The sequence below is a fragment of the Streptomyces sp. NPDC037301 genome (assembly GCF_055602785.1).
In genome coordinates, this window is record NZ_JBVJWD010000027.1 from 84527 (window position 1) to 105589 (window position 21063).

15 protein-coding genes and 3 pseudogenes are annotated in these 21063 nt (G+C 69.2%); 10 read left to right on the top strand and 8 right to left on the bottom strand.

Annotated features, from left to right (window positions below; all coding sequences use genetic code 11):
• The first annotated feature begins 21 nt into the window (after positions 1–21).
• The 6 genes and pseudogenes from ACZ7IB_RS32705 to ACZ7IB_RS32730 all read left to right on the top strand — a co-directional run bounded on the left by ACZ7IB_RS32705 (position 22) and on the right by ACZ7IB_RS32730 (position 4075).
• A complete protein-coding gene (locus tag ACZ7IB_RS32705; RefSeq protein WP_470917529.1) occupies positions 22–240 on the top strand; it encodes a hypothetical protein in 219 nt (72 codons plus the stop codon).
• 347 nt (positions 241–587) lie between these two features.
• Positions 588–1175, top strand: a pseudogene (locus tag ACZ7IB_RS32710) (ABC transporter substrate-binding protein); the annotation flags it as partial.
• Positions 1176–1201: 26 nt separating this feature from the next.
• Entirely contained in the window at positions 1202–1351 is a 150-nt protein-coding gene (locus ACZ7IB_RS32715; protein WP_470917530.1) for a hypothetical protein, read from the top strand.
• On the top strand, positions 1348–2259 hold the full coding sequence (locus tag ACZ7IB_RS32720) for a carbohydrate ABC transporter permease (RefSeq protein WP_470917532.1): 912 nt from the start codon (positions 1348–1350) through the stop codon (positions 2257–2259). Before ACZ7IB_RS32715 ends, ACZ7IB_RS32720 begins: the two co-directional genes overlap by 4 nt.
• Positions 2260–2324: 65 nt before the next feature.
• A complete protein-coding gene (locus ACZ7IB_RS32725) occupies positions 2325–3131 on the top strand; it encodes a carbohydrate ABC transporter permease (RefSeq protein ID WP_470917534.1) in 807 nt (268 codons plus the stop codon).
• Between the two features lie 59 nt (positions 3132–3190).
• Positions 3191–4075 (top strand): nucleoside hydrolase, encoded by an 885-nt coding sequence (locus ACZ7IB_RS32730; RefSeq protein ID WP_470917535.1) that lies wholly within the window; start codon positions 3191–3193, stop codon positions 4073–4075.
• A 103-nt stretch (positions 4076–4178) separates the two neighbouring features.
• On the opposite strand, the gene ACZ7IB_RS32735 is transcribed toward ACZ7IB_RS32730, so the two are convergent.
• From ACZ7IB_RS32735 to ACZ7IB_RS32760, 6 genes are all read right to left on the bottom strand, one after another.
• The gene (locus ACZ7IB_RS32735; RefSeq protein WP_470917537.1) at positions 4179–4931 is read right to left on the bottom strand and encodes a serine/threonine-protein kinase; all 753 of its coding nucleotides are present in this window, start codon (positions 4929–4931) and stop codon (positions 4179–4181) included.
• A gap of 659 nt (positions 4932–5590) precedes the next feature.
• Complete coding sequence (locus ACZ7IB_RS32740; RefSeq protein WP_470917538.1) at positions 5591–7372, bottom strand: ABC transporter ATP-binding protein; 1782 nt, start codon at positions 7370–7372, stop codon at positions 5591–5593.
• Positions 7369–9276, bottom strand: a complete 1908-nt coding sequence (locus ACZ7IB_RS32745) for an ABC transporter transmembrane domain-containing protein (RefSeq protein WP_470917539.1) — start codon at positions 9274–9276, stop codon at positions 7369–7371. Before ACZ7IB_RS32745 ends, ACZ7IB_RS32740 begins: the two co-directional genes overlap by 4 nt.
• A gap of 196 nt (positions 9277–9472) precedes the next feature.
• On the bottom strand, positions 9473–10927 hold the full coding sequence (locus ACZ7IB_RS32750; protein WP_470917541.1) for a Gfo/Idh/MocA family protein: 1455 nt from the start codon (positions 10925–10927) through the stop codon (positions 9473–9475).
• Between the two features lie 239 nt (positions 10928–11166).
• Complete coding sequence (locus ACZ7IB_RS32755) at positions 11167–14118, bottom strand: FAD-binding and (Fe-S)-binding domain-containing protein (protein ID WP_470917542.1); 2952 nt, start codon at positions 14116–14118, stop codon at positions 11167–11169.
• A 90-nt stretch (positions 14119–14208) separates the two neighbouring features.
• Positions 14209–14652 carry a MarR family winged helix-turn-helix transcriptional regulator gene (locus ACZ7IB_RS32760; RefSeq protein WP_470917544.1) on the bottom strand — a complete coding sequence of 148 codons (444 nt, stop codon included), beginning with the start codon at positions 14650–14652 and terminating at the stop codon, positions 14209–14211.
• A gap of 156 nt (positions 14653–14808) precedes the next feature.
• Here ACZ7IB_RS32760 and ACZ7IB_RS32765 point away from each other — a divergent pair, with 156 nt between their 5' ends.
• Both ACZ7IB_RS32765 and mltG read left to right on the top strand, forming a co-directional pair.
• A complete protein-coding gene (locus ACZ7IB_RS32765) occupies positions 14809–16614 on the top strand; it encodes an ABC transporter ATP-binding protein (protein WP_470917545.1) in 1806 nt (601 codons plus the stop codon).
• Positions 16615–16998: 384 nt separating this feature from the next.
• Complete coding sequence (gene mltG / locus ACZ7IB_RS32770) at positions 16999–17847, top strand: endolytic transglycosylase MltG (protein ID WP_470917547.1); 849 nt, start codon at positions 16999–17001, stop codon at positions 17845–17847.
• 12 nt (positions 17848–17859) lie between these two features.
• Here mltG and ACZ7IB_RS32775 read toward each other — a convergent pair whose 3' ends face one another.
• Positions 17860–19002: an NAD(P)-binding domain-containing protein gene (locus tag ACZ7IB_RS32775; protein WP_470917548.1), complete on the bottom strand. Its 1143-nt coding sequence runs from the start codon at positions 19000–19002 to the stop codon at positions 17860–17862.
• A gap of 123 nt (positions 19003–19125) precedes the next feature.
• Positions 19126–19643 (bottom strand): annotated as a pseudogene (locus tag ACZ7IB_RS32780) (LLM class flavin-dependent oxidoreductase); the annotation flags it as partial.
• Positions 19644–19784: 141 nt separating this feature from the next.
• Here ACZ7IB_RS32780 and ACZ7IB_RS32785 point away from each other — a divergent pair.
• Complete coding sequence (locus ACZ7IB_RS32785; RefSeq protein WP_470917549.1) at positions 19785–20207, top strand: secondary thiamine-phosphate synthase enzyme YjbQ; 423 nt, start codon at positions 19785–19787, stop codon at positions 20205–20207.
• 613 nt (positions 20208–20820) lie between these two features.
• Positions 20821–21057 (top strand): annotated as a pseudogene (locus ACZ7IB_RS32790) (IS30 family transposase); the annotation flags it as partial.
• Positions 21058–21063: the final 6 nt, after the last annotated feature.

Sequence of the window (21063 nt, forward strand, 5' to 3'; positions counted from 1 at the left end):
CATCGCAGGCCGGAGAGCCGTATGACGAGCTCTCCCAGCCGCAGAACCGTGCTCGGCGCCGCACTCGGCGTGGCGTCCGCGGCGGCCCTGGCCGGCTGCTCGGGCGGCCGCCCGGCGGACGGCAGAACAGCGGTACGGTTCCTCGGCCCGGAGACCCCCGAGACGTTCCGGGCGGTCATCCGAGGCTTCGAGCGCGCCAACCCCGACCTGCGGATCGACTACACCGTTCCTGGGCAGTGAGCAGAAGTGAGTCCTGTCTCACTGGCACGCCCCGAACGGTGTTGGGCGCGCTGGTCCTCCGCTTTCTCGTCCTGGTCGGCGACGCATATCCCGTATGCGGTCCGTCCCGGGTGGGCGGAATCCCTACGACCTGGCCATGTGGGTGTAGCCAGAGGCGACGGGGAGGCCCCGAACCATCACTCCGGTGATACGGGGGCCCCGACTGCTGACGCCACACCCGGCGTCCCAGATCGCGCCTCACACGTTACGCACATTCAGCCAGGCACACCCACAGAACGTCACGCCGTTCACTCAATCGTGCTCATGTTCGCCAAAACGAGGTACTGGACCAGTAGTTGTGAACCCCCGTGCCTCCCGACCGGCTCGGCGACGTCCTCCAGCTGCGGCTCTCCGCGAAGGACAGCGCGATCGACGTGTACACCGTCGGCCAGCCCCGGGTACCCGCACTCACCGCCCGCGGCTTCCTCACCGACCTCGACCCGGTCGCCGACCGCACCAGGGCCGCCGTCACCTCCGAGCAGTACGGCGTCAGCTCCTGGCAGGGCAGGCTCCGCTCCCTGCCGATCTGGACCTCCACCCAGTACCTCTTCTACAACGCGGACCTGCTCACCAAGGCCGGCGCACCGCTCCCCGGAGGGGCCCCTGCGGACCGCTGGAGCTGGGAGCAGACCAAGAGCGTCGGACGCCGGACGATGGACAGGGCAGGCGCCGACTACGCCCTGCTGCTGGAACAGACCGACCTCTATTACGGGCTCCAGCCGCTCATCGAGTCCCTGCACGGCGGCTCCGGCATCACCGGCAAGGACATGCTCACCCCCGCCGTCACCACCCAGGGCTGGATCGACGCCCTCGACTGGTACCGCACGCTCTTCGCCGACGGCTCGTCGCCGCGCGGCATCCCCTCGTACCAGCTCTCCTCGCTCTTCACCTCGGGCCGGGTGCCGTTCTTCGTCGGCGGCCCGTGGAAGCTCGGCCGCGCAGCATCGGCTACACCCAGTTCGAGACCGTCATGGGTTCCGCCTTCTCCGACATCCGCAACGGCCTCGCAGTGGAACCCCGGCTGGCGAAGGCCTCCGGAGAACTGGTGCGCACCTGGGAGCGACTGCGATGACCACCACAGCAACCCGCTCCCCGAAGCGCCTGCCGCGCCGCCGCTCCACCTCGCAGGGCAGGACCGCCCTGTACTTCCTGGCGCCCGCGCTGCTCGCCCTCGTGGTCCTGCGACTGCTGCCCGCCGCGATGGCACTCGTCAGCAGCCTGCGCCACCACAGCCTGGTCGACGGCGCCACCACCTTCGTCGGCTTCGACAACTACGCGGACCTCTTCGGCGACAGCCAGTTCTGGCAGAGCGTCCGCGTGACACTGCTCTTCAGCCTGGTCATCAACCCGCTCCAGGTACTGATCGCCCTCGGCCTCGCCGTTCTGCTGAACCGCCGTTTCGCGGGTGTCCGGTTCTGGCGGTCGCTGGTCTTCGCGCCCATTGCCGTGCCGCCGGCCGTCTCCGCGGTCATCTGGGGCATCCTCTACCGTCCCGAAGGGCCGCTCAACGCGATCCTCGGCACGATGGGCATTGGGCCGCAGCCCTTTCTCACCAGCTCGCAACAGGCACTCTTCGCGCTCATCGTGCTGACGTCCTGGGTCGGCGTCGGCTACTGGATGATGTTCCTCATCGCCGGGCTGCAGGACATTCCGCAGGAGTGCTACGACGCGGCCGCCGTCGACGGCGCCTCCGCCTGGCAGCGGTTCGTCCATGTCACACTGCCGCTGCTGCGCCGCCCGCTCGCCTTCGTACTGGTCGCCGACACCGTCTCCAACTTCCTGGTGTTCGCCCCCGTGCAACTGCTGACCCGCGGCGGTCCCGACAGCTCGACCAATCTCATGATGTACGACGTGTTCCGCCGCGCATACAGCGTCGGCGACATCAACTTCGCCCAGGCCGAAGTGGTGGTGCTCGTCGCGATCACCCTCACGGTCGTCGCCGTCCAGTTCCGGATGATGCAGGGCAAGGGCGAGGAGTGAATCGATGAAGACAACGACCGCCCCCCCAGCAGCCGACGGGACGCCGCCCCTCCGCGCTGAGGCGCATGCCGCTCGCCACCGCCGTCGTCATCGGCGTGCTCTTCGCCCTCCCGCTCCTGTGGGTGCTGACCGGATCGCTCCGCCCCGGCGACAAGGTCCTGGCCGGACTCGACCGGCTCTCCTGGAGCAGCCTGATCCCGACCGATGCCACGCTGCGCAACTATGTGACGCTCTTCCAGGGCGACTTCGGCCGCGCCGTGCTCAACTCCATCGGCGTGGCAGCCGCCACCGTCCTGCTCGGGCTGCTGCTCTCCGCGATGGCCGCGTTCGCGCTCTCGGTGTTCCGATTCCGTGGCCGCGGCCTCGCCTTCGCCGTGATCCTGCTCAGCTTCATGATCCCGTTCGACGCCATAGCGATCCCGCTGTCGGACATCTTCCGCGGCTGGGGCCTGCAGAACACTTACACCGGACTGATCCTGCCCGGCATCGGCAACGGCCTGGCGATCTTCCTGCTGCGCCAGTTCTTCCTGGCCGTCCCGCGCGAACTCGTCGAGGCCGCCCGGATGGACGGGCTCGGCTGGTGGGGCATCTTCCGGAAGGTCTACGTACCCCTGTCGTGGCCCGCCTTGATCGGCGCCGGACTCACCCTGTTCACCTTCCAGTGGCAGTCCTACATGTGGCCGCTGCTCGTCGGCACCGAACCGGACAAGCAACTCGGCCCGATCGCCCTCGGCACCCTTCAGGGCCAGATGGTCGTCGACTACGGCCAGGTGTTCGCCGCCGCCGTCGTCCTGACCGTCATCCCGCTCGTCGTCCTGCTGCGCCTGCAGCGCTATTTCACACAGTCGATCGCGGGCAGCGGTCTGAAGTGACGGCCGCTGAACCGACCGCCGGAACACCGAAACCCATCCCCACCGACCCGAGGAACACCGTGACCCACCCCCTCGCCGACATTCTCCTCGACACCGACATCGGCAGCGATGTCGACGACGCGCTCGCCCTCGGTGTGCTGCTCGGCTCACCCGAGGCCCGGATCACCGGCATCACCACCGTCTACGGCGACACCCTGCTCCGGGCCCGCCTTGCGCACCGGCTCGGCACCCTCGCCGGACACGACCTCACCGTCGTCCCCGGAGCCACCGAGACCCTCTCCGGCAAGGAGGTCTGGTGGGCCGGACACGAGGGCAGGGCCTTCACCGACCTGGAGACCGAGCCGGTACGCGACACCGTCGCCGCCGACCGCTTCCTCGTCGACTCCGTCCTCGCCCGGCCCGGCGCGACCGATGTCATCGCCATCGCCCCGCTCGCCAACATCGCCCGCGCGATCAGGCTCGACGACCGCTTCGCCGCAGGCGTACGCACCCTGTACATGATGGGCGGCAGCTTCGGGCCCGGAGCCAAGGCCGAGCACAACATCGTCAGCGACATCACGGCCGCCCGTGCCGTCTTCGGCTCCAGCATCCGCACCGTCGTCACCGGCCTGGACATCACCACGCGGCTGCGCATCGAACAGCCCGGCATCGAAGCGATCCGCGAGGCCGGCGCGTACGGCGCGGAGCTCGCCCGCGAGATCGACGCCTGGACCGGCTTCACCGGCGAACCGTGGAGCGTCCCGCACGACCCGATCACCGCGCTCTCCCTGCTGCGCCCCGACCTCTACACCACCGAACGCGGCACGGTCGAGGTCACCGACGAAGGGCTGACCGTCTTCACGGCCGATCGGGACGGCAATGTGGACCTGGTCGTGGACGCCGACGTGGAGGCCGTCGCGGAAGAGATCGTGGCCCGGATCGTCCGGGCCTCGAAGGGCGACTGAAGAGCCGTCATTCGATCGCAGCGGAGACAGTCCGTGTGCAGTTGCAGATGCCCACGCAGGGCTTCTGGCCTCAGGCCTCTTCGGCTGCAGTGGAGGGTGCGCCTCACATGGCCTGACGGATCGCGCTCCGAAGGTCGGAGGCAGTGGTCGGAGTGATCCGGGGTCGGTCGATGAGACCGGCGTCGATCAGCTCGGCGAGCCGCCGGGGGAGGGAGGGCAATCGGTCGCGTATCGGCACCGGCGGCTCGCGCAGGACGACGGCGGCCGGGTCGGCGCCGGGCGGGAAGTCACGTGGGGCCGAGCCGGTGAGCATCCAGTACAGGCAGGCTGTCACGGCCCACAGATCGGCCTCCGGGCGAGCGTACTTGAAGTCGATCACCTGGCCGCGCGGCATGGAGGCCAGGCTTCCGCCCATCGCGCCGGTCAGGGTGTGCCCGGACAGTCCGGCGCTGTCGTACGCCTTGGCCAGGCCGAAGTCCGCGATCTTGAGTGTCATCCGCTCCCGGTCGCCGGTGAGTAGCAGATTCTGCGGTTTGATGTCGCGATGCACCAGCCCGTGACTCACGGTGACGGTCCCGTCGGGGAGCCGTACAGGTACCTCCGCGGCGTGCGCGTAGTCAAGGCCGCGCAGCGTCCGCAGGGTGATCGCCGGCGCCTGTTCGACGCACAGTCTGCCGCCGGCCCGGACGACCCAGTCGGCGACACTGCCCCAACGGCAGAACTCGCAGGTGAAGTAGAACGTGCTGCCGTGCACGCCGCCACCGTGGAAGGCGACCACATCGCGGTGCCGCGGGGCCCGCGTGCAGGCGAACTCGCGCAGGAACCCGTCGCGGGCCGCCCGGCCTGACGGAACCATGGGCCAACAGCGTCTTCAGGGCGAGGAGTTCACCGGTCTCCTCTCGGCGGGCGAGATGGACGACGCCCTGCCCGCCACGGCCGAGCTCCTGGAGTAGTTGGTAGCCGCGGATCGCGGTGAGGTCGGTTTCGCCCGCCTCCGCGGCGGCCAGCAGCGTGTGCAGGGCGTCGGCGGGGTCCTGGCGGGCATCGGGCACGGTCGCGGGGTTCGCGTCGGTGACAGTGACCAGCAGGAGCGCATTTCCGGGGCGGATCTCGTCTCCATCGGTCAGCTCCCAGGCGGCTGGGCTCTCCTGACCGGTTTTGTCGAGGAGATGGATGACTCGCGAGGCCTCATCGATGAGTTTTTGGCCCATTGCTGTGGGGTGACGGGGCGATTGCGGTGGTTGAACAGGCCGAACCCTGCGGCTTCCTCGATGGTCTGGATCTGGGCGTTGAAGGTGGTGCCGGACCCATGTGGCCAAGAGCGGTCGGGCCGTTTCCAGCCGACTCTCATAGACCACGGGCCCGGCCGTCGTCGCTGATGCGTGCCGTCCCGAGTAGTGCGCCTGGCCGTGGACGGAGCGAAAGCTCCGCCCCAAAACTGCCCGTCCGTTGGCCATTTCACCCGCGCACCGTCCATCGAGACGCGGAACCTGCACAGGAGGCGTGCAGGCCTTCTCAGCCGTGCCAGGACCGCCACAGCGCCGCATAGGCGCCGTCCGCCGCCACCAGCTCGTCATGACTGCCCAGCTCGCTGATCCGGCCGCTCTCCACCACTGCGATCACATCCGCGTCGTGCGCGGTGTGCAGCCGGTGGGCGATCGCCACGACCGTGCGACCGTCCAGCACCCGGGCCAGTGAACGCTCCAGGTGCCGCGCGGCCCGCGGGTCCAGCAACGACGTCGCCTCGTCCAGCACCAGCGTGTGCGGATCGGCCAGGACCAGCCGGGCCAGCGCGATCTGCTGGGCCTGAGCCGGTGTCAGCGCCAGGCCGCCGGAGCCGACCTCGGAGTCCAGCCCCTCCTCCAGGGCCCTCGCCCAGCCGTCCGCGTCGACCGCCGCGAGCGACGCCCACAGCTCGGTGTCCCCGGCGTCGGTACGGGCCAGCAGGAGGTTGTCCCGCAGCGAACCGACGAACACATGGTGCTCCTGGTTGACCAGCGCCACATGCGTACGTACGCGCTCCGCCTTCATCCGTGACAACTCCGCGCCACCGAGCGTGACTTCACCCGTACGCGGGGAGTAGATCCCGGCCAGCAGCCGGCCCAGCGTGGACTTGCCGGCACCGGACGGGCCGACCAGCGCGAGGCGCGTACCCGGTGCGACGTCCAATGACACCTTGTGCAGGACGTCGAGCCCGGCGCGGTAGCCGAAGTGCACCTCGTCCGCCCGGACATCACGGCCGTCCGGGACGACCTCCGCATCGCCCGCGTCCGGCTCGATGTCCCGTACGCCGACCAGCCGGGCCAGCGACACCTGCGCGACCTGCAACTCGTCGTACCAGCGCAGGATCAGGCCGATCGGGTCGACCATCATCTGCGCCAGCAGCGCACCCGTCGTCAGCTGCCCCACGGTCAGCCAGCCCTCGATGACGAACCAGCCGCCGAGCATCAGCACCGCGCCGAGAATCGTCACGTAGGTGACATTGATGACGGGGAAGAGCACGGAACGCAGGAAGAGCGTGTACCGTTCCCACGCCGTCCACTCCTTGATCCGCCGGTCCGACAGCGCCACCCGGCGCGCACCCAGACGGTGGGCCTCCACGGTCCGTCCGGCATCCACGGTCTCCGCGAGCATCGCCGCGACCGCCGCATATCCGGCGGCCTCCGAACGGTACGCGGACGGCGCCCGCCTGAAGTACCAGCGGCAGCCGAGGATCAGGACAGGCAGGGCGACCAGAACCGAGAGCGCCAGCGGCGGAGCCGTCACAGCGAGTGCAGTCAGGAGCAGCCCCGCCCACACCACACCGATCGCCAGCTGCGGCACGGCCTCGCGCATCGCATTGGCCAACCGGTCGATGTCCGTGGTGATCCTGGAGAGCAGATCACCGGTCCCGGCCCGCTCCAGCACGCCCGGCGGCAGCCCGACCGACCGTACGAGGAAGTCCTCGCGCAGATCGGCCAGCATCTCCTCACCGAGCATCGCGCTGCGCAGGCGCATCATGCGGGTGAACACGGTCTGCACGATCAGCGCGAGCGCGAACACCCCGGCGGTGCGCTCCAGATGCAGGTCGGTGACGCCGTCGGAGAGGTCCTCGACCAGCCCGCCCAGCAGATACGGGCCGACGATCGAGGCGATCACCGCGATGGCGTTGAACGAGATGAGCACGGTGAACGGCCTGCGGTGGCGCCGCAGCAGCTCCCGTACATAGCTCCGTACGGTGGTGGGGGTGCCGACCGGCAGGGTCGTCGCCGACTCCGGTGCGGCCGGGTCGTACGTCGGTTCTGCGACGCCGGTCATGCCCGTTCCTCGATTTCCTCGATCGTCCTGATCCTCTTGATCGCGTCCTGAGACAGGATCGCGATTTCGTCGTCCGTCTCGCGCGTCACGACTGCCCGGTAGCGGGGGTCCGTGTGCAGGAGTTCACGGTGTGCGCCGACCGCGACGACCGTGCCACGGTGCACCATCACCACCCGGTCCGCGAGGTCGAGCAGCAGCGGTGACGAGGCGAACGCCACGGTCGTGCGGCCCTGGCGCAGTGCCTTGATTCCGGCGGCGACCCGGGCCTCCGTGTGCGAGTCGACGGCGGAGGTCGGCTCGTCGAGAACCAGCGCCTCCGGGTCGGTCACCAATGAGCGGGCCAGTGCGAGCCGCTGGCGCTGGCCGCCCGAGAGCGACCGCCCGCGTTCGGTGATGCGTGTCGTCATCGGGTCGCCGTCCGTGGCGACGGACGCCTGCGCCAATGAGTCCAGCACATCGTCGCACTGGGCGGCGGACAGCGCGTCCTCGGCGCTCACCCGGCCGGACGACGGAACGTCGAGCAGCTCGCGCAGCGTGCCGGAGAGCAATACCGGGTCCTTGTCCTGGACCAGTACGGCGGTCCGCGCCGAGTCCAGCGGGAGTTCGTCCAGGGGTACGCCACCGAGCAGGGCGGACGGGGTCTTCTGCTCGGACGTGGCGTCGTCCGTGGAGTCGCGCGCTCCGTTCTCCGCCGAGTCCTTCGCCCCGTTCGCGTTCCCGGCCTCGTCCGAGTCCGAGTCCGCGTCCGCGTTTGCATGCGCGTGTCCGCCGAGACGCTCGGCCAGCCGGCCCGCCTCGTCCGGATCGCCGCAGACCACCGCGGTGAACAGGCCGGCCGGGGCCATCAGCCCGGTGACCGGGTCGTACAGATCGCCGGTCGGCGTTGCGTCGACGGTCGACGGCCGGTCCGTGCGGTGCAGCGACAGCACCCGGACCGCGCGCTGGGCGGAGGGGCGCGAGAAGGAGTACGCCATCGCGATCTCCTCGAAGTGCCGAAGCGGGAACAGCAGCAGTGACGCCGCGCTGTACACCGTGACCAGCTGACCGACCTCGATCCGGCCGTCGCGGGCCAGCGATGCCCCGTACACGACCAGCGAGATGAGCAGCACGCCCGGCAGCAGCACCTGGATCGCCGAGATCAGCGACCACATCCGCGCGCTGCGCACCGCGGCCTTGCGGACCTCCTGCGAGGCGCGCCGGTAGCGGCCCAGGAACAGCTCCTCGCCACCGATCCCGCGCAGTACCCGCAGCCCGGCAACGGTGTCCGAGGCCAGTTCGGTGGCCTTGCCCGCCTTTTCGCGCTGGAGGTCGGCGCGCCGGGTGGCCCGGGGGAGCAGCGGCAGTACGGCCAGTGCCAGCAACGGCAGGGCGAGTGCCACCAGGACGCCCAGCGACGGCAGATAGAGGATGAGCCCCACGCAGATCAGTACGAGGGCGGCGGCCGCCGCCGCGAAGCGGGAGAGCGCCTCGACGAACCAGCCGATCTTCTCGACGTCGCCGGTGGACACCGCGACGACCTCGCCCGCGGCGACCCGGCGGGTGAGCGCCGCGCCGAGCTCCGCGGTCTTACGGGCGAGCAGCTGCTGAACACGAGCGGCGGCAGTGATCCAGTTGGTGACGGCGGTCCGGTGGAGCATGGTGTCGCCCAGCGCGATCAGCACACCCAGGACAGCGATCACGCCGCCCGCCCACGCGAGCCGGCTGCCGGAACGGTCGACGACCGCCTGCACGGCGAAGCCGACGGCAGGCGGCAGCCCGGCAAGGGAGCACTGGTGCAAAAGGCCCCAGGACATGGACTTGAGCTGGCCGCGCAGCTGATTGCGGCCGAGCCAGAACAGGAAGCGTGGGCCTGACCGGACATCGGGATCGCCTGGATCCGGGTACGGAAGATCGCGAATCTGCATGACGTCCCATGGTTCGGTGTGCGTCGGTTTGTTCGGTGAATGACTCAAACCGTGCAAGGTTCGCCCCGGGACGTCCCTCGGAGCAATTGGTTTTCTCCAGGAACGGTACTTATCGCGCCATGATCACGATGCGGGCGGGGGAGCTGATGCGGGGCCGGCTCGACCGGAGCAGGCCCCGCAGCGCCCTATCGGCCCGTCAGGCCTTTTCCGGATTCTCCGAGTCCATGCCGGAGCGGGCCTTCTTCCACTCGCCGCGGGTGAAGTCCGGAATCTGCTGCGGCGCGCCCTTCGCCTTGATGGACAGATGGCTGAGCGGAACGGGTGACGTCCAGGTCGCCGCGTCGTACACATCGAAGTCGGGGACGAGACCGAGCCGCATGCACTGCATCAGCCGGAACACCAGCATGTAGTCCATACCGCCGTGACCGCCGGGCGGGTTGGCGTGTTCCTTCCACAGCCAGTGGTCCCACTGGGTGTACTTGGCGAAGTCACCCCAGTTGTCGTCCGTGTGGTCGGGCTCGATGTAGATACGGGCCGGGTAGTCCTCGAAGACACCCTTCGTACCGCCGAGACTGTTGATCCGCGAGTACGGATGCGGAGTGGACACATCGTGCTCCAGCCGGATGACCCGTCCCTTGGCGGTCTGGACAAGACTGATCGTCCGGTCGCTCTCGATATAGGTCTCCTTCCAGCTCGGATCACCGGCCGGCATGTTCTTCTCGCGGTACTCGGCGAGCCCCAGGGACGGGGATCCGACACTGGTGATGCTCACCGCACGGTCGCCGCGGTTGATGTCCATGTAGTTGGCGACCGGACCGAACCCGTGGTTGGGGTAGAGATCGCCCCGCAGCCTGGTGTGCCACAGCCTGCGCCAGGGACCTTCGTAGTACCCCGGGTCGAACATCAGGCCGCGCAGATCGTGGTTGTACGCGCCCGCGCCGTGCAGCAGATCACCGAAGAGACCGGCATGCGCCATGCGCAGCACCCGCATCTCGTTCTGCCCGTAACAGCAGTTCTCCAGCTGCATGCAGTGGCGTCTGGTGCGCTCGGAGAGGTCGACCAACTCCCAGAGCTGGTCGAGCTGGAGAGCGATCGGACACTCCACGCCGACATGCTTGCCGTTCAGCATGGCGGTCTTCGCCATCGCGAAGTGGAAGTCCCAGGGCGTCGCCACATAGACGAAGTCGATGTCCCCGCGCTTGCAGAGATTCTCGTAGTCGTCCTCGCCCTTGGTGTAGACGGCGGGCGCGGGCTGACCGGCGGCTGTCACCTTCGCCGCCGCCTGTTCGGCCTTGGCCTTGACCGGGTCGCACACGGCGACGACCTGTACGCCGGTGACGGCGAGGAAGAGATCGATCATGCTGCCACCGCGGTTGCCGAGGCCGACGATGCCGACCCGGACGGTGGAGCGCCGGTCGAACGGCACCCCTACCATGGTGCGCCCCTGGCGCTTCGGAGCGGCCGCCTGTCCCGCGGCAGTGGCCTCCGGGCTCCGGGTGGGGGTGGCAGCGGCCGCGGTGCCGCTGCTGAGACCGCCGAGTCCGAGCCCGGCACCGGCCACTGAGGCGGTCGTCCACAGGACCGAGCGGCGGCTCATCGAGCCTGCGTCGCCGTCCTGCGTACCGTCGTCCTGCTGTGCTGCGTCGTTCATCGATCCTCCAGAAAGGGGGTCTGACGTGCGCGGCTGGTGAATGAACCTCGGTAAGGACCTTGGTAGTTGGGGCTGCTGATGCGCAAGGGGAGTGATTGGACTCCTGCTTCGAAACCATGGACTTTTGTGCCCACACAAAAGCCGGGCGGGCTCGGAAATTGAGCCCGCCCGGCTATTTGGCGCATCGTCAGGCCCATCGGGTTGCCGAGAACGAATCGGCCGCCGGACGACCCCGGTGATCACCGCACCACAGCACCCGGCCGCGTGGCCCGCTCCAGCTCCATCAGCACCGAGTGGTACGACTGCCCCGTGGCCCGGTCCATGCCGATCTCGCACATCCGGTTGGCCGAGAGATACGCGTCGTACTCCCGCGCATTCACCTCGGCGGCCTCCTTCGCCGTCGCGGACGCCGTCAACTCCTTGTGCAGCATGCCGCGGTCGCCCGCGAAGGCGCAGCACCCGGCGTCGTCCGGGATCACGACCTCCTCCACGCAGGCCTCCGCGACCGTGCGCAGCTGCTCCACGTCGTCCAGATGCTGCATGGAACACGTCGGATGCAGGACCGCCGAGTCGATTTTGCGGAGGACTGTCAGCTCGGGAAGCAGTTCGTCTGCCGCCCAGACCAGGGAGTCGACAATGGTCAGCTCCCGGTGCAACTCCCGGTTGTCGTCGGTGAGATACGGCACCACCTCATGGGCGATGCCCAGCGTGCACGACGAGGCGTCGACTACCAGCGGCAGCTTTCCGCCCGCCGTCCAGCCCCAGGCCGCTTCCACGATGCGGTTGGCCATCACGGCATTGCCCGCGTCATAGCCCTTGGAGTGCCAGATCGTCGCGCAGCAGGTCCCCGCGACATCGTCCGGGATCCACACCGGCTTTCCGGCGCGGGCGGAGACGGCGACGACGGCCTGCGGCAGCGACGGGCCGCGATGGCCTGCGGGACCTCCGAAGATACGGTTCACGCACGCCGGGTAATAGACAGCACTCGCCCCGACACGGGAGGTGCGGGGCAGCTTCCGTGCGGCGGCGCCGGGGATCTCGGGCAGCCACTCGGGCACCAGATCGGGGCGCACGGCCTTGCGGGCGAGCCCGGTGAGCGTCTCCAGCGGCCCGTCACCGATCCGGTCGCCGATCCGGTCGGCCGCGGCGACCGCGAGCCGTGCCGCCGCCTCCACCGCCTTGAAGTTTTTCGCGGTGAGCGCCGCGATCCGTTCCTCGCGTGGCGAGTGCCGCTGGTGGCGGAAGTCCTTCATCATGGCGCCGGTGTCGATGCCGACCGGGCAGGCGAGCTTGCAGGTCGAGTCGCCCGCGCAGGTGTCGACGGCGTCATAGCCGTACGCGTCGAGCAGCTGCGCCTCCACCGGTGAACTGTCCGGCTGCCGCATCATCTCCCGGCGCAGCACGATCCGCTGGCGCGGAGTGGTGGTCAAGTCCTCGCTGGGACAAGTTGGTTCGCAGAAGCCGCACTCGATGCACGGGTCGGCGATCGGCTCGACCCTGGGGATGGTCTTCAGCCCGCGCAGATGGGCCTTCGGGTCGCGGTCGAGGACGACCCGGGGCGCCAGCACCCCGTCGGGGTCGATGATCTGCTTCGTGCGCCACATCAGCTCGGTCGCCCTGGGGCCCCACTCCAGCTCCAGGAAGGGGGCGATATTACGGCCGGTGGCGTGCTCCGCCTTCAAGGAGCCGTCGAAGCGCTCCACCGTCAGCCGGCAGAAGTCGTCCATGAACGCGGCGTAGCGGTCGACATCGGACGGCTTCGCCGCGTCGAAGGCGAGCAGGAAGTGCAGATTGCCGTGCGCCGCATGGCCGGCGACGGCGGCGTCGAAGCCGTGCTCCGCCTGAAGTCCGAGCAGGGCCTCGCAGGCATCGGCCAGCCGGGAGGGCGGCACCGCGAAGTCCTCCGTGATCAGCGTCGTACCCGAAGGCCGGGAGCCGCCGACCGCGGTGACGAATGCCTTGCGGGCCTTCCAATAGCCGGAGATGACCTTGGCTTCGCGCGTGAATTCATTGGTCACCGAGGCAACGGGGGCGACCAGGTCGAGCCCCGCGACGACGGTCGCCGCCGCCCGCTCGTACGCCTCCTGGCCCGCTTCGTCCGGAGCCCGGAACTCCACCAGCAGTGCCGTGGTCTCCTTGGGCAGCTCGGCCCAGTCCGCGGGCACGCCCTGGACGCTCACGGACGCACGCAGCGTGTTGCCGTCCATCAACTCGACGGCGATCGCCCCCGCCTCGTTGAAGCGAGGCACGGCGGCCGCCGCCGCAGTCAGGGAGGGGAAGAACAGCAGGGCCGTGGAGATGCGGCGGTCCAGCGGCAGTGTGTCGAACACGACCTCGGAGATGAAGCCGAAGGTGCCCTCGGAGCCGACCATCAGACCGCGCAGGATCTGTACGGGCGTCGAGCCGTCGAGGAAGGCGTCGAGCCGGTAGCCGTTGGTGTTCTTGATCTCGTACTTGGCACGGATCCGGGCGGTGAGCTCGGCATCCGCCTCGATCTCCGCCTTGAGGGCCAGCAGCCCCTCGCACAGCCGCGGCTCGGCATGGGCCAGGTCCTCGTCCGCTGCCGGATCCGCAGTGTCGACGACCGTGCCGCTCGGCAGTACGAAGGTGAGGGAGGAAACGGTGCGGTACGAATTGCGGGTCGTTCCCGCAGTCATTCCGGAGGCGTTGTTGGCGACGACTCCGCCGATCGTGCAGGCGATGGCGCTGGCCGGATCGGGCCCCAGCAGCCGGCCGTGCCGGGCGAGGGTGGCGTTGGCCCGCAGGACCGTCGTACCCGGCCGGATGCGGGCCTGCGCGCCGTCGTCCAGGACCTCGATGCCCGCCCAGTGCCGGCGCACGTCGACAAGGATGTCCTCACCCTGGGCCTGGCCGTTCAGACTGGTGCCGGCCGCCCGGAAGACGACCTCGCGGCCCTTGCCGTGCGCGTACGACAGGATCGCCGAGATGTCGTCGATGTCCTCCGGGACCACGACGACCTGGGGGATGAACCGGTAGGGACTGGCATCGGAGGCGTACTTCACCAGGTCGGAGACCTTCCACAGCACCTTCTCCGGCCCCAGCAGGCCGACCAGCTCGCCGCGCAGCGGTTCGGGCGTGCCCGGAGCCTGCCGGTCGGGGACCCGGTCCACGGACGGAGTGCGCACCGCACCAGGGCGGAGTGCTTCCGGCTTCGGCTCCAGCAGTGGCATGTCGATCTCTCCTCGGCGGTTCGGTTCGGTACTCGGTACGGCGACGGCACACCCGCAGCACCCGTCCGGTCTACGCGTGTCCGCACGGGTTCAGCAGCGGCGCTCCGGCATTCCGTTGACCACGGTGGACAACAGCCCGCCGAGCACCTCGCGCTGATCGGCGGTCAACGGGGCCAGGATCTCCTCTGCGGCGGCCCGGCGCGCGTCGCGCAGCGACCGGAGGGTGGCGAGGCCCTCCTCGGTGATTTCGATCCGGACCACCCGGCGGCTGTCCGGATCGGGGGCGCGTCGCACCCGGCCGCTCGCCTCCAGGCCGTCGACCAGACTGGTCACGGCACGCGGGACGACATCCAGGCGCTGCGCGAGGTCCGCCATCCGGGGCGGCCCGTCGTAATGCGCGACGGTGCGGAGCAGCCGGAACTGTGCGGGAGTTATGCCGATCGGCTCCAGCTGGCGGCTCTGAATCCGCTGGAGCCTGCGGGTCACCCGCAGCAACTGCTCGGCGAGCACGCCATCGGCGTCGGAGGAGTCCATGAGGGGAACAATATCAGGACCTTATGCATTGTGAGTATAGGTAACAATGAGCTATGCTCTCGAAAGTCCGAGTCCCCAGTCCGAGTCCCGAGGCTGAGTCCCGAGGCTGAGTCTTCAGTCTGATTCCTCGCTGTCGCGCGCCCGACGAAGGAGCCCATGAAACCCGACGAAATCACCTGGACACCCCCGCCCCGGGACGGGAGCCGCCCGCCCGCCGAGCTGCGCCGCATCCTGCACCTCTTCCGTCCCTACCGAGGCCGGCTCGCCCTGGTCGGGCTGCTCGTCGGCGCCTCGTCGCTGGTGTCGGTCGCCTCGCCGTTCCTGCTGCGCGAAATCCTGGACACCGCCATCCCGCAGGGGCGTACGGGACTGCTGTCGCTGCTCGCCCTCGGCATGATCCTCACCGCCGTGATGAACAGCGTCTTCGGTGTCCTGCAGACCCTGATCTCCACCACGGTCGGCCAGCGCGTCATGCACGACCTGCGCACCGCGGTCTATGCGCAGCTGCAGCGGATGCCGCTCGCCTTCTTCACCCGGACCCGCACCGGCGAGGTGCAGTCCCGCATCGCCAACGACATCGGCGGAATGCAGGCGACCGTCACCTCCACTGCGACGTCACTGGTCTCCAATCTCACCGCGGTCGTCGCCACGGTCGTCGCCATGCTCGCGCTCGACTGGCGGCTCACCCTCGTCTCGCTCCTCCTGCTTCCGGTCTTCGTCTGGATCAGCCGCAGGGTCGGCCGTGAGCGCAAGAAGATCACCACCCAGCGCCAGAGGCAGATGGCCGCCATGGCGGCCACGGTCACCGAGTCGCTCTCCGTCAGCGGCATCCTGCTCGGCCGGACGATGGGCCGGGCGGACTCCCTCACCAAGGGCTTCGCCGAGGAGTCCGAGAAGCTGGTCGACCTCGAAGTGCGCTCCAGCATGGCCGGGCGGTGGCGGATGTCGACGATCGGCATCGTCATGGCCGCCATGCCCGCCGTCATCTACTGGGCGGCGGGCCTGGCCCTGCAGTCCGGCGGCCCCGCCGTCTCCATCGGCACACTCGTCGCCTTCGTCTCGCTTCAGCAGGGTCTTTTCCGGCCCGCCGTGAGCCTGCTCTCCACCGGGGTGCAGATGCAGACGTCCCTCGCGCTCTTCCAGCGGATCTTCGAGTACCTCGATCTCGAGGTGGACATCACCGAGCCCGAGAACCCCGTCCGGCTGGAGAAGATCCGAGGTGAGATCAGCTTCGAGGACGTCGACTTCAGTTACGACGAGAAGAGCGGCCCGACCCTCAGTGGCGTCGATGTGACCGTGCCGGCCGGCGGCAGCCTGGCGGTCGTCGGACCGACCGGGTCCGGCAAGTCCACGCTCAGCTATCTGGTGCCCAGGCTCTACGACGTCACCGGCGGCCGGGTCACGCTCGACGGTGTCGACGTACGCGATCTGGACTTCGACACCCTGGCGCGGGCCGTGGGCGTGGTCTCTCAGGAGACGTATCTCTTCCATGCCTCGGTCGCCGACAACCTGCGCTTCGCCAAGCCGGATGCGACCGACGCCGAAATCGAGGCAGCCGCCCGTGCGGCGCAGATCCACGAGCACATCGCCTCGCTGCCCGACGGCTACGACACCCTGGTCGGTGAACGCGGCTACCGCTTCTCGGGCGGCGAGAAGCAACGCCTTGCCATCGCCCGTACGATCCTGCGCGACCCGCCCGTCCTGGTGCTCGACGAGGCGACGAGCGCCCTCGACACCCGCACGGAATTCGCCGTGCAGGAAGCGATCGACGCACTCTCCGCGGGACGCACCACCATCACCATCGCCCACCGGCTCTCCACTGTCCGCGACGCCGACCAGATCGTCGTCCTGGACGGCGGCCGAACCGCCGAGCGCGGCAGTCATGACGAACTCCTCCAACAGGACGGCCGCTACGCCGCCCTGGTCCGGCGGGACACCGAACTGGCACCCGCGCCAAGCTGATCGGCGGGGTCGGGCGTGCCCCCGCCGGGGCCGTACACGCGGCGACGCCGCCACTCCCGTGGGACGGGGAGCGACGGCGCCGGGCGGAGCAATGGTCAGACGAGCCAACCCACGAAGTGGACGATGCCGGCGAGCAGGTTGGTGATGAGGTTCATCCGGTGTTTCTCCTTGTACATGGTGCATCTATGGGACTGCGCAGTCTCGGTCTGCAGCCCGTCGCTTGCGCCCTGTAATCATCATCTGCCGCAGGGGAGTTGAGCAACGAACAGCGAAACGATCACGCGTTCCAGCGAACACCCGATCCCCTGTTCGTGTGTTCTCTTCATGGAGTGTGGGCCCGTGTCGTCCAGGTGGGGGTTCCGGGCGGCGGGATAGCGTGCCCGCATGGTGAACGAGTCCCCGGACACCCCGCCTCGTCGCACTCGCCGCCCGACCCGGCGCGGTCGTCCGGTGCTGCTCATCGGCATCATCCTCGTCCTCGCCGTGGCAGCGGCTGTCCTCGTACCGCTGCTGACACGGGGGCCGAAGGTCGAGCGGGCTCGCCCGCTCGTGATCCCCGAGGGATGGCGGGCGTCCCAGGTGTACGCCGCAGTCGACAAGACCCTGGCCGTGGCATCCGGCACCACCGAGAAGGCCGCCGGTACGTCAGATCTGCCGCTTCCGGCCGAGGCGAAGGGCAATCCCGAGGGTTACCTCTTCCCGGCGACGTACCCCGTCACCTCCGAGTCCACCCCGCAGAGCCTGCTCAGGTACATGGTCGACACGGCGGTCAAACGCTTCGGCGCGGACCACATCACCGCAGGCGCGCGGCGCAACGGCGTCCCGGTGTACCAGACGGTGACGATCGCAAGCATCGTGCAGGCCGAGGCGGACACTGAGGGCGACATGGGCAAGGTCGCCAGGGTCGTCTACAACCGGATCGACCGGGGCATGCCGCTCCAGATGGATTCCACGCTCAATTACGCGCTGAACCGCAGCATCCTGGACACCACCACCGGCGACACGAAGATCGACAGTCCGTACAACAGCTATGAGCGCAAGGGGCTGCCGCCCACACCCATCGGCAACCCGGGCGAGCAGGCGATGATGGCGGCGATCACACCCACCCCCGGACCGTGGCTGTACTTCGTCACGGTCGCGCCGGGAGACACCCGCTTCACCAGCAGCTATGCGGAACAGCAGCGAAACGTGGAGGAGTTCAACCGCAACCGCCGCAGCGCGTCCGGCGGCTGAGCAGCGGCGCCGTCACACCACGGCCGGCATGAGCTCCTCGTCCGTCCTCGTTTCCGTCTCCGCTCCGGTCTCCGCCCCCGCCGTGTCCAGCAGTCGTGTGATCGCACGCACCGCGGCCCGCCCCGCCCGGTTGGCGCCGATCGTGCTGGCGGACGGCCCGTACCCGACGAGATGGATGCGCTCGTCCCGTACCGCCTGTGTGCCCTCGACCCGGATGCCGCCGCCCGGCTCGCGCAGTTTCAGCGGCGCGAGATGATCGACGGCGGCCCGGAACCCGGTCGCCCAGAGGATGACATCGGCCTCGACGGTCCGGCCGTCGCCCCACGCGACGCCGGTCGGCGTGATCCGGTCGAACATCGGCAACCGGTCGAGCACCCCCTCCTCGCGGGCCCGCCGGATCGCGTCGGTGAGCGGCAGCCCGGTCACGCTCACCACACTCTGCGGCGGCAGCCCGCGCCGCACCCGCTCCTCCACCATCGCCACAGCGGCCCGCCCCTGGTCCGCGCCGAACGGTCCCTCCCGGAAGACCGGCGGCCGACGCGTCACCCAGTACGTCACGGCCGCCACCTCGGCGATCTCCATCAGATGCTGCGTACCGGAGGCGCCGCCGCCCACCACCACCACGCGCTGCCCGGCGAACTCGGCGGGCCCCGGGTAGTTCGCGGTGTGCAGCTGCCGCCCCCGGAAGGTCTCCTGGCCCGGGTAGCGCGGCCAGAACGGCCGGTCCCAGGTGCCGGTGGCAGTGATCAGGGCACGGGTGGCGTATGTACCCTCGGACGTCTCGACGAGCAGTCGCCCGCCGTCGCCCTCGCGTACGGCGCTCACCTCGACCGGCCGGTGAACCCGCAGGTCGAAGGCGCGCTCGTACGCGTCGAAGTACTCACCGATCACTTCGGAGGAGGGTCGGCTGTCGTCGGCTCCGGTGAGTTCCATGCCGGGCAGGGCGTGCATGCCGTGGACCTTGCCGTACGTCAGCGAGGGCCAGCGGAACTGCCAGGCGCCGCCGGGGCGCGGGGCGTGGTCGAGCACGACGAAATCACGGTCGGGTTCCATTCCTGCGCGTCGCAGATGGTAGGCGCCGGACAGTCCTGCCTGTCCGGCGCCCACCACGACCACATCGACCGTGTGCGTTGCGGCCACCCCAAAGTTGTTCACGCTTCTACTAACTTCTTCGGGGGCGAGGATCTTCCCGCGATCTGTAGCGGTTCCCTCACACCGGCCGACGCGCCGGCACGGCGACACACCGGCCCGGCCTTCCGGCTCACCGCACCACCCGGCTCAGCGTCCACCGGCGATCAGCAGCGGAGCCCCGCCCGGCGCGGACGCCGGCCGGCCGTTCGCCGCGGGCACACCGAGCAACGGCGACGCCGGTACGGTCGAGAGCAGATCACGCGCCGCCGACTCGGGCGTCACGTCCTCACCGAACCAGTACGCCTCCTCCAGATGCGGGTAACCGGACAGCACGAAGTGGTCCACACCCAGTGCGTGGTACTCCTCGATCCGGTCGGCGACCTCCGTATGACTCCCGACCAGCGCGGCGCCCGCACCGCCCCGCACCAGACCGACGCCCGCCCACAGATTCGGCGAGATCTCCAGATTGTCGCGTGAGCCGCCGTGCAGCGCCGGCACTCGCTGCTGCCCGACCGACTCGCTCTGCCCCAGCGCCTGCTGAGCAGCGGCGATCGTCTCGGGTCGAGATCGCCCAGCAGCCGGTCGGCCGTCGCCCACGCCTCCTGCGACGAGTCGCGGGAAATGGTGTGCAGCCGGATACCGAAGCGGACCGTACGGCGCCCCTCGACCCGCACGGCGGTCTCGGGCCGGTCGGGCGCGGCGGGGGAGCTCACTGCCCCGTGAAGGTCGGTCGCCATTGCAGCAGCCTTTCGAGTATGCGGGCGCGTGGACGCGTGATCTCGCCGCATGAGCGAGAGGATGGCGGCATGCCCCACGCCTTCACCACCAGCGTCCTGCACATCACCACCGGATCGACGGAGACCGTCACCGACCTGACGCACGAATGCGAACAGTTCCTCACCCGGACCGCGGCCAGGGACGGTCTGCTCAACATCTTCGTACCGCACGCAACCGCCGGCATTGCCATCCTCGAAACCGGATCGGGCAGCGAAGACGACCTCCTGGCCACCCTCCACACCCTGCTTCCCGCCGACGACCGCTGGCAACACCGCCACGGCAGCCCCGGCCACGGCCGCGACCACGTACTCCCCGCCCTCGTCCCGCCGCACGCAACGCTGCCGGTGATCGAGGGGCGGCTGGAACTGGGGATGTGGCAGTCGGTGTGTCTGGTCGATACGAACAGGAGCAATACCAACCGTAAAGTCCGGTTGAGCTTCTTCGGTCAGTGAGTCGCTTCGGTGGCACTGTAGAGGGGAAGCCCGGCCGCACCAAATGAGCAGCGCGCGTTGCTGCCGCAGGGTGGGCGAAGGCGGCCAGCAGGTTCTTCGTCTGCTGGTGGTACACGGGGCATTGCCCTGCTGGCCAGCCAAAGCGGCGGCTTCTGAGCCATGTTGTGCGACGATGGTCCGGGAATGGCCCGGATCTTGATCCGCTGGCGAAGAGGTCGCCGGCCTTCTGCTGGGGTGCTGTCCGTGGTGCCTGCACAGTGTGGGCGGCTGCATCGGTACCACATGGCACAGGTTGTAGATCGCGTCTTGTGTGGTCCAGGTGGCCCATGTGAGGGTAAGTGCAGGTCAGGTCATTGTGGTCCAGAGGCGTCGGCGCTGTTGGTGATACGTGTGTGAGAAGTCACGAACCCCCGTCGGCTTGCGCCGACGGGGTTCTGCGTGTGGCGGTGGGCCGCACAGTGCGGTGTTCCAGGACACGACGAAGCCCCGCCATGCTCCCTTGAGTTCCAGTGGTCGTCGCAACACCCCAGCTCAGGGGATGCGATGGACTTCAAGATCCGGGAGGACCGGAACCGGAAAGGGCGCCGTCTGACGCGTGGGCGCGAGGCATACCTTCAGCATCGCCACCGACATCCCGGTCTACTTCTGCAACCCAGGCAGTCCCTGGCAGCGCGGCTCGAACGAAAACACCAACGGCCTGCTCCGCCAGTACTTCCCCAAGGGCACCAACCTGGCCCGGCACACCCGCGAAGACCTCGACGCCGTCGCCGCCGAACTCAACAGCCGCCCACGCAAAACGCCCGGCTGGGAAACCCCAGCCGAGCGCCTGTCTAAACTGCTCGCGGCCTGAACAACC

Bases quoted from the DNA above. Each gene is read 5' to 3' on its own strand.
- ACZ7IB_RS32740 (WP_470917538.1), bottom strand. From the start codon at position 7,372: ATGACCGGCGTCGCAGAACCGACGTACGACCCGGCCGCACCGGAGTCG.
- ACZ7IB_RS32735 (WP_470917537.1), bottom strand. From the start codon at position 4,931: ATGGTTCCGTCAGGCCGGGCGGCCCGCGACGGGTTCCTGCGCGAGTTC.
- ACZ7IB_RS32760 (WP_470917544.1), bottom strand. From the start codon at position 14,652: ATGGACTCCTCCGACGCCGATGGCGTGCTCGCCGAGCAGTTGCTGCGG.
- mltG (WP_470917547.1), top strand. From the start codon at position 16,999: ATGGTGAACGAGTCCCCGGACACCCCGCCTCGTCGCACTCGCCGCCCG.
- ACZ7IB_RS32765 (WP_470917545.1), top strand. From the start codon at position 14,809: ATGAAACCCGACGAAATCACCTGGACACCCCCGCCCCGGGACGGGAGC.
- ACZ7IB_RS32725 (WP_470917534.1), top strand. From the start codon at position 2,325: ATGCCGCTCGCCACCGCCGTCGTCATCGGCGTGCTCTTCGCCCTCCCG.
- ACZ7IB_RS32755 (WP_470917542.1), bottom strand. From the start codon at position 14,118: ATGCCACTGCTGGAGCCGAAGCCGGAAGCACTCCGCCCTGGTGCGGTG.
- ACZ7IB_RS32785 (WP_470917549.1), top strand. From the start codon at position 19,785: ATGCCCCACGCCTTCACCACCAGCGTCCTGCACATCACCACCGGATCG.
- ACZ7IB_RS32705 (WP_470917529.1), top strand. From the start codon at position 22: ATGACGAGCTCTCCCAGCCGCAGAACCGTGCTCGGCGCCGCACTCGGC.
- ACZ7IB_RS32750 (WP_470917541.1), bottom strand. From the start codon at position 10,927: ATGAACGACGCAGCACAGCAGGACGACGGTACGCAGGACGGCGACGCA.
- ACZ7IB_RS32720 (WP_470917532.1), top strand. From the start codon at position 1,348: ATGACCACCACAGCAACCCGCTCCCCGAAGCGCCTGCCGCGCCGCCGC.
- ACZ7IB_RS32745 (WP_470917539.1), bottom strand. From the start codon at position 9,276: ATGCAGATTCGCGATCTTCCGTACCCGGATCCAGGCGATCCCGATGTC.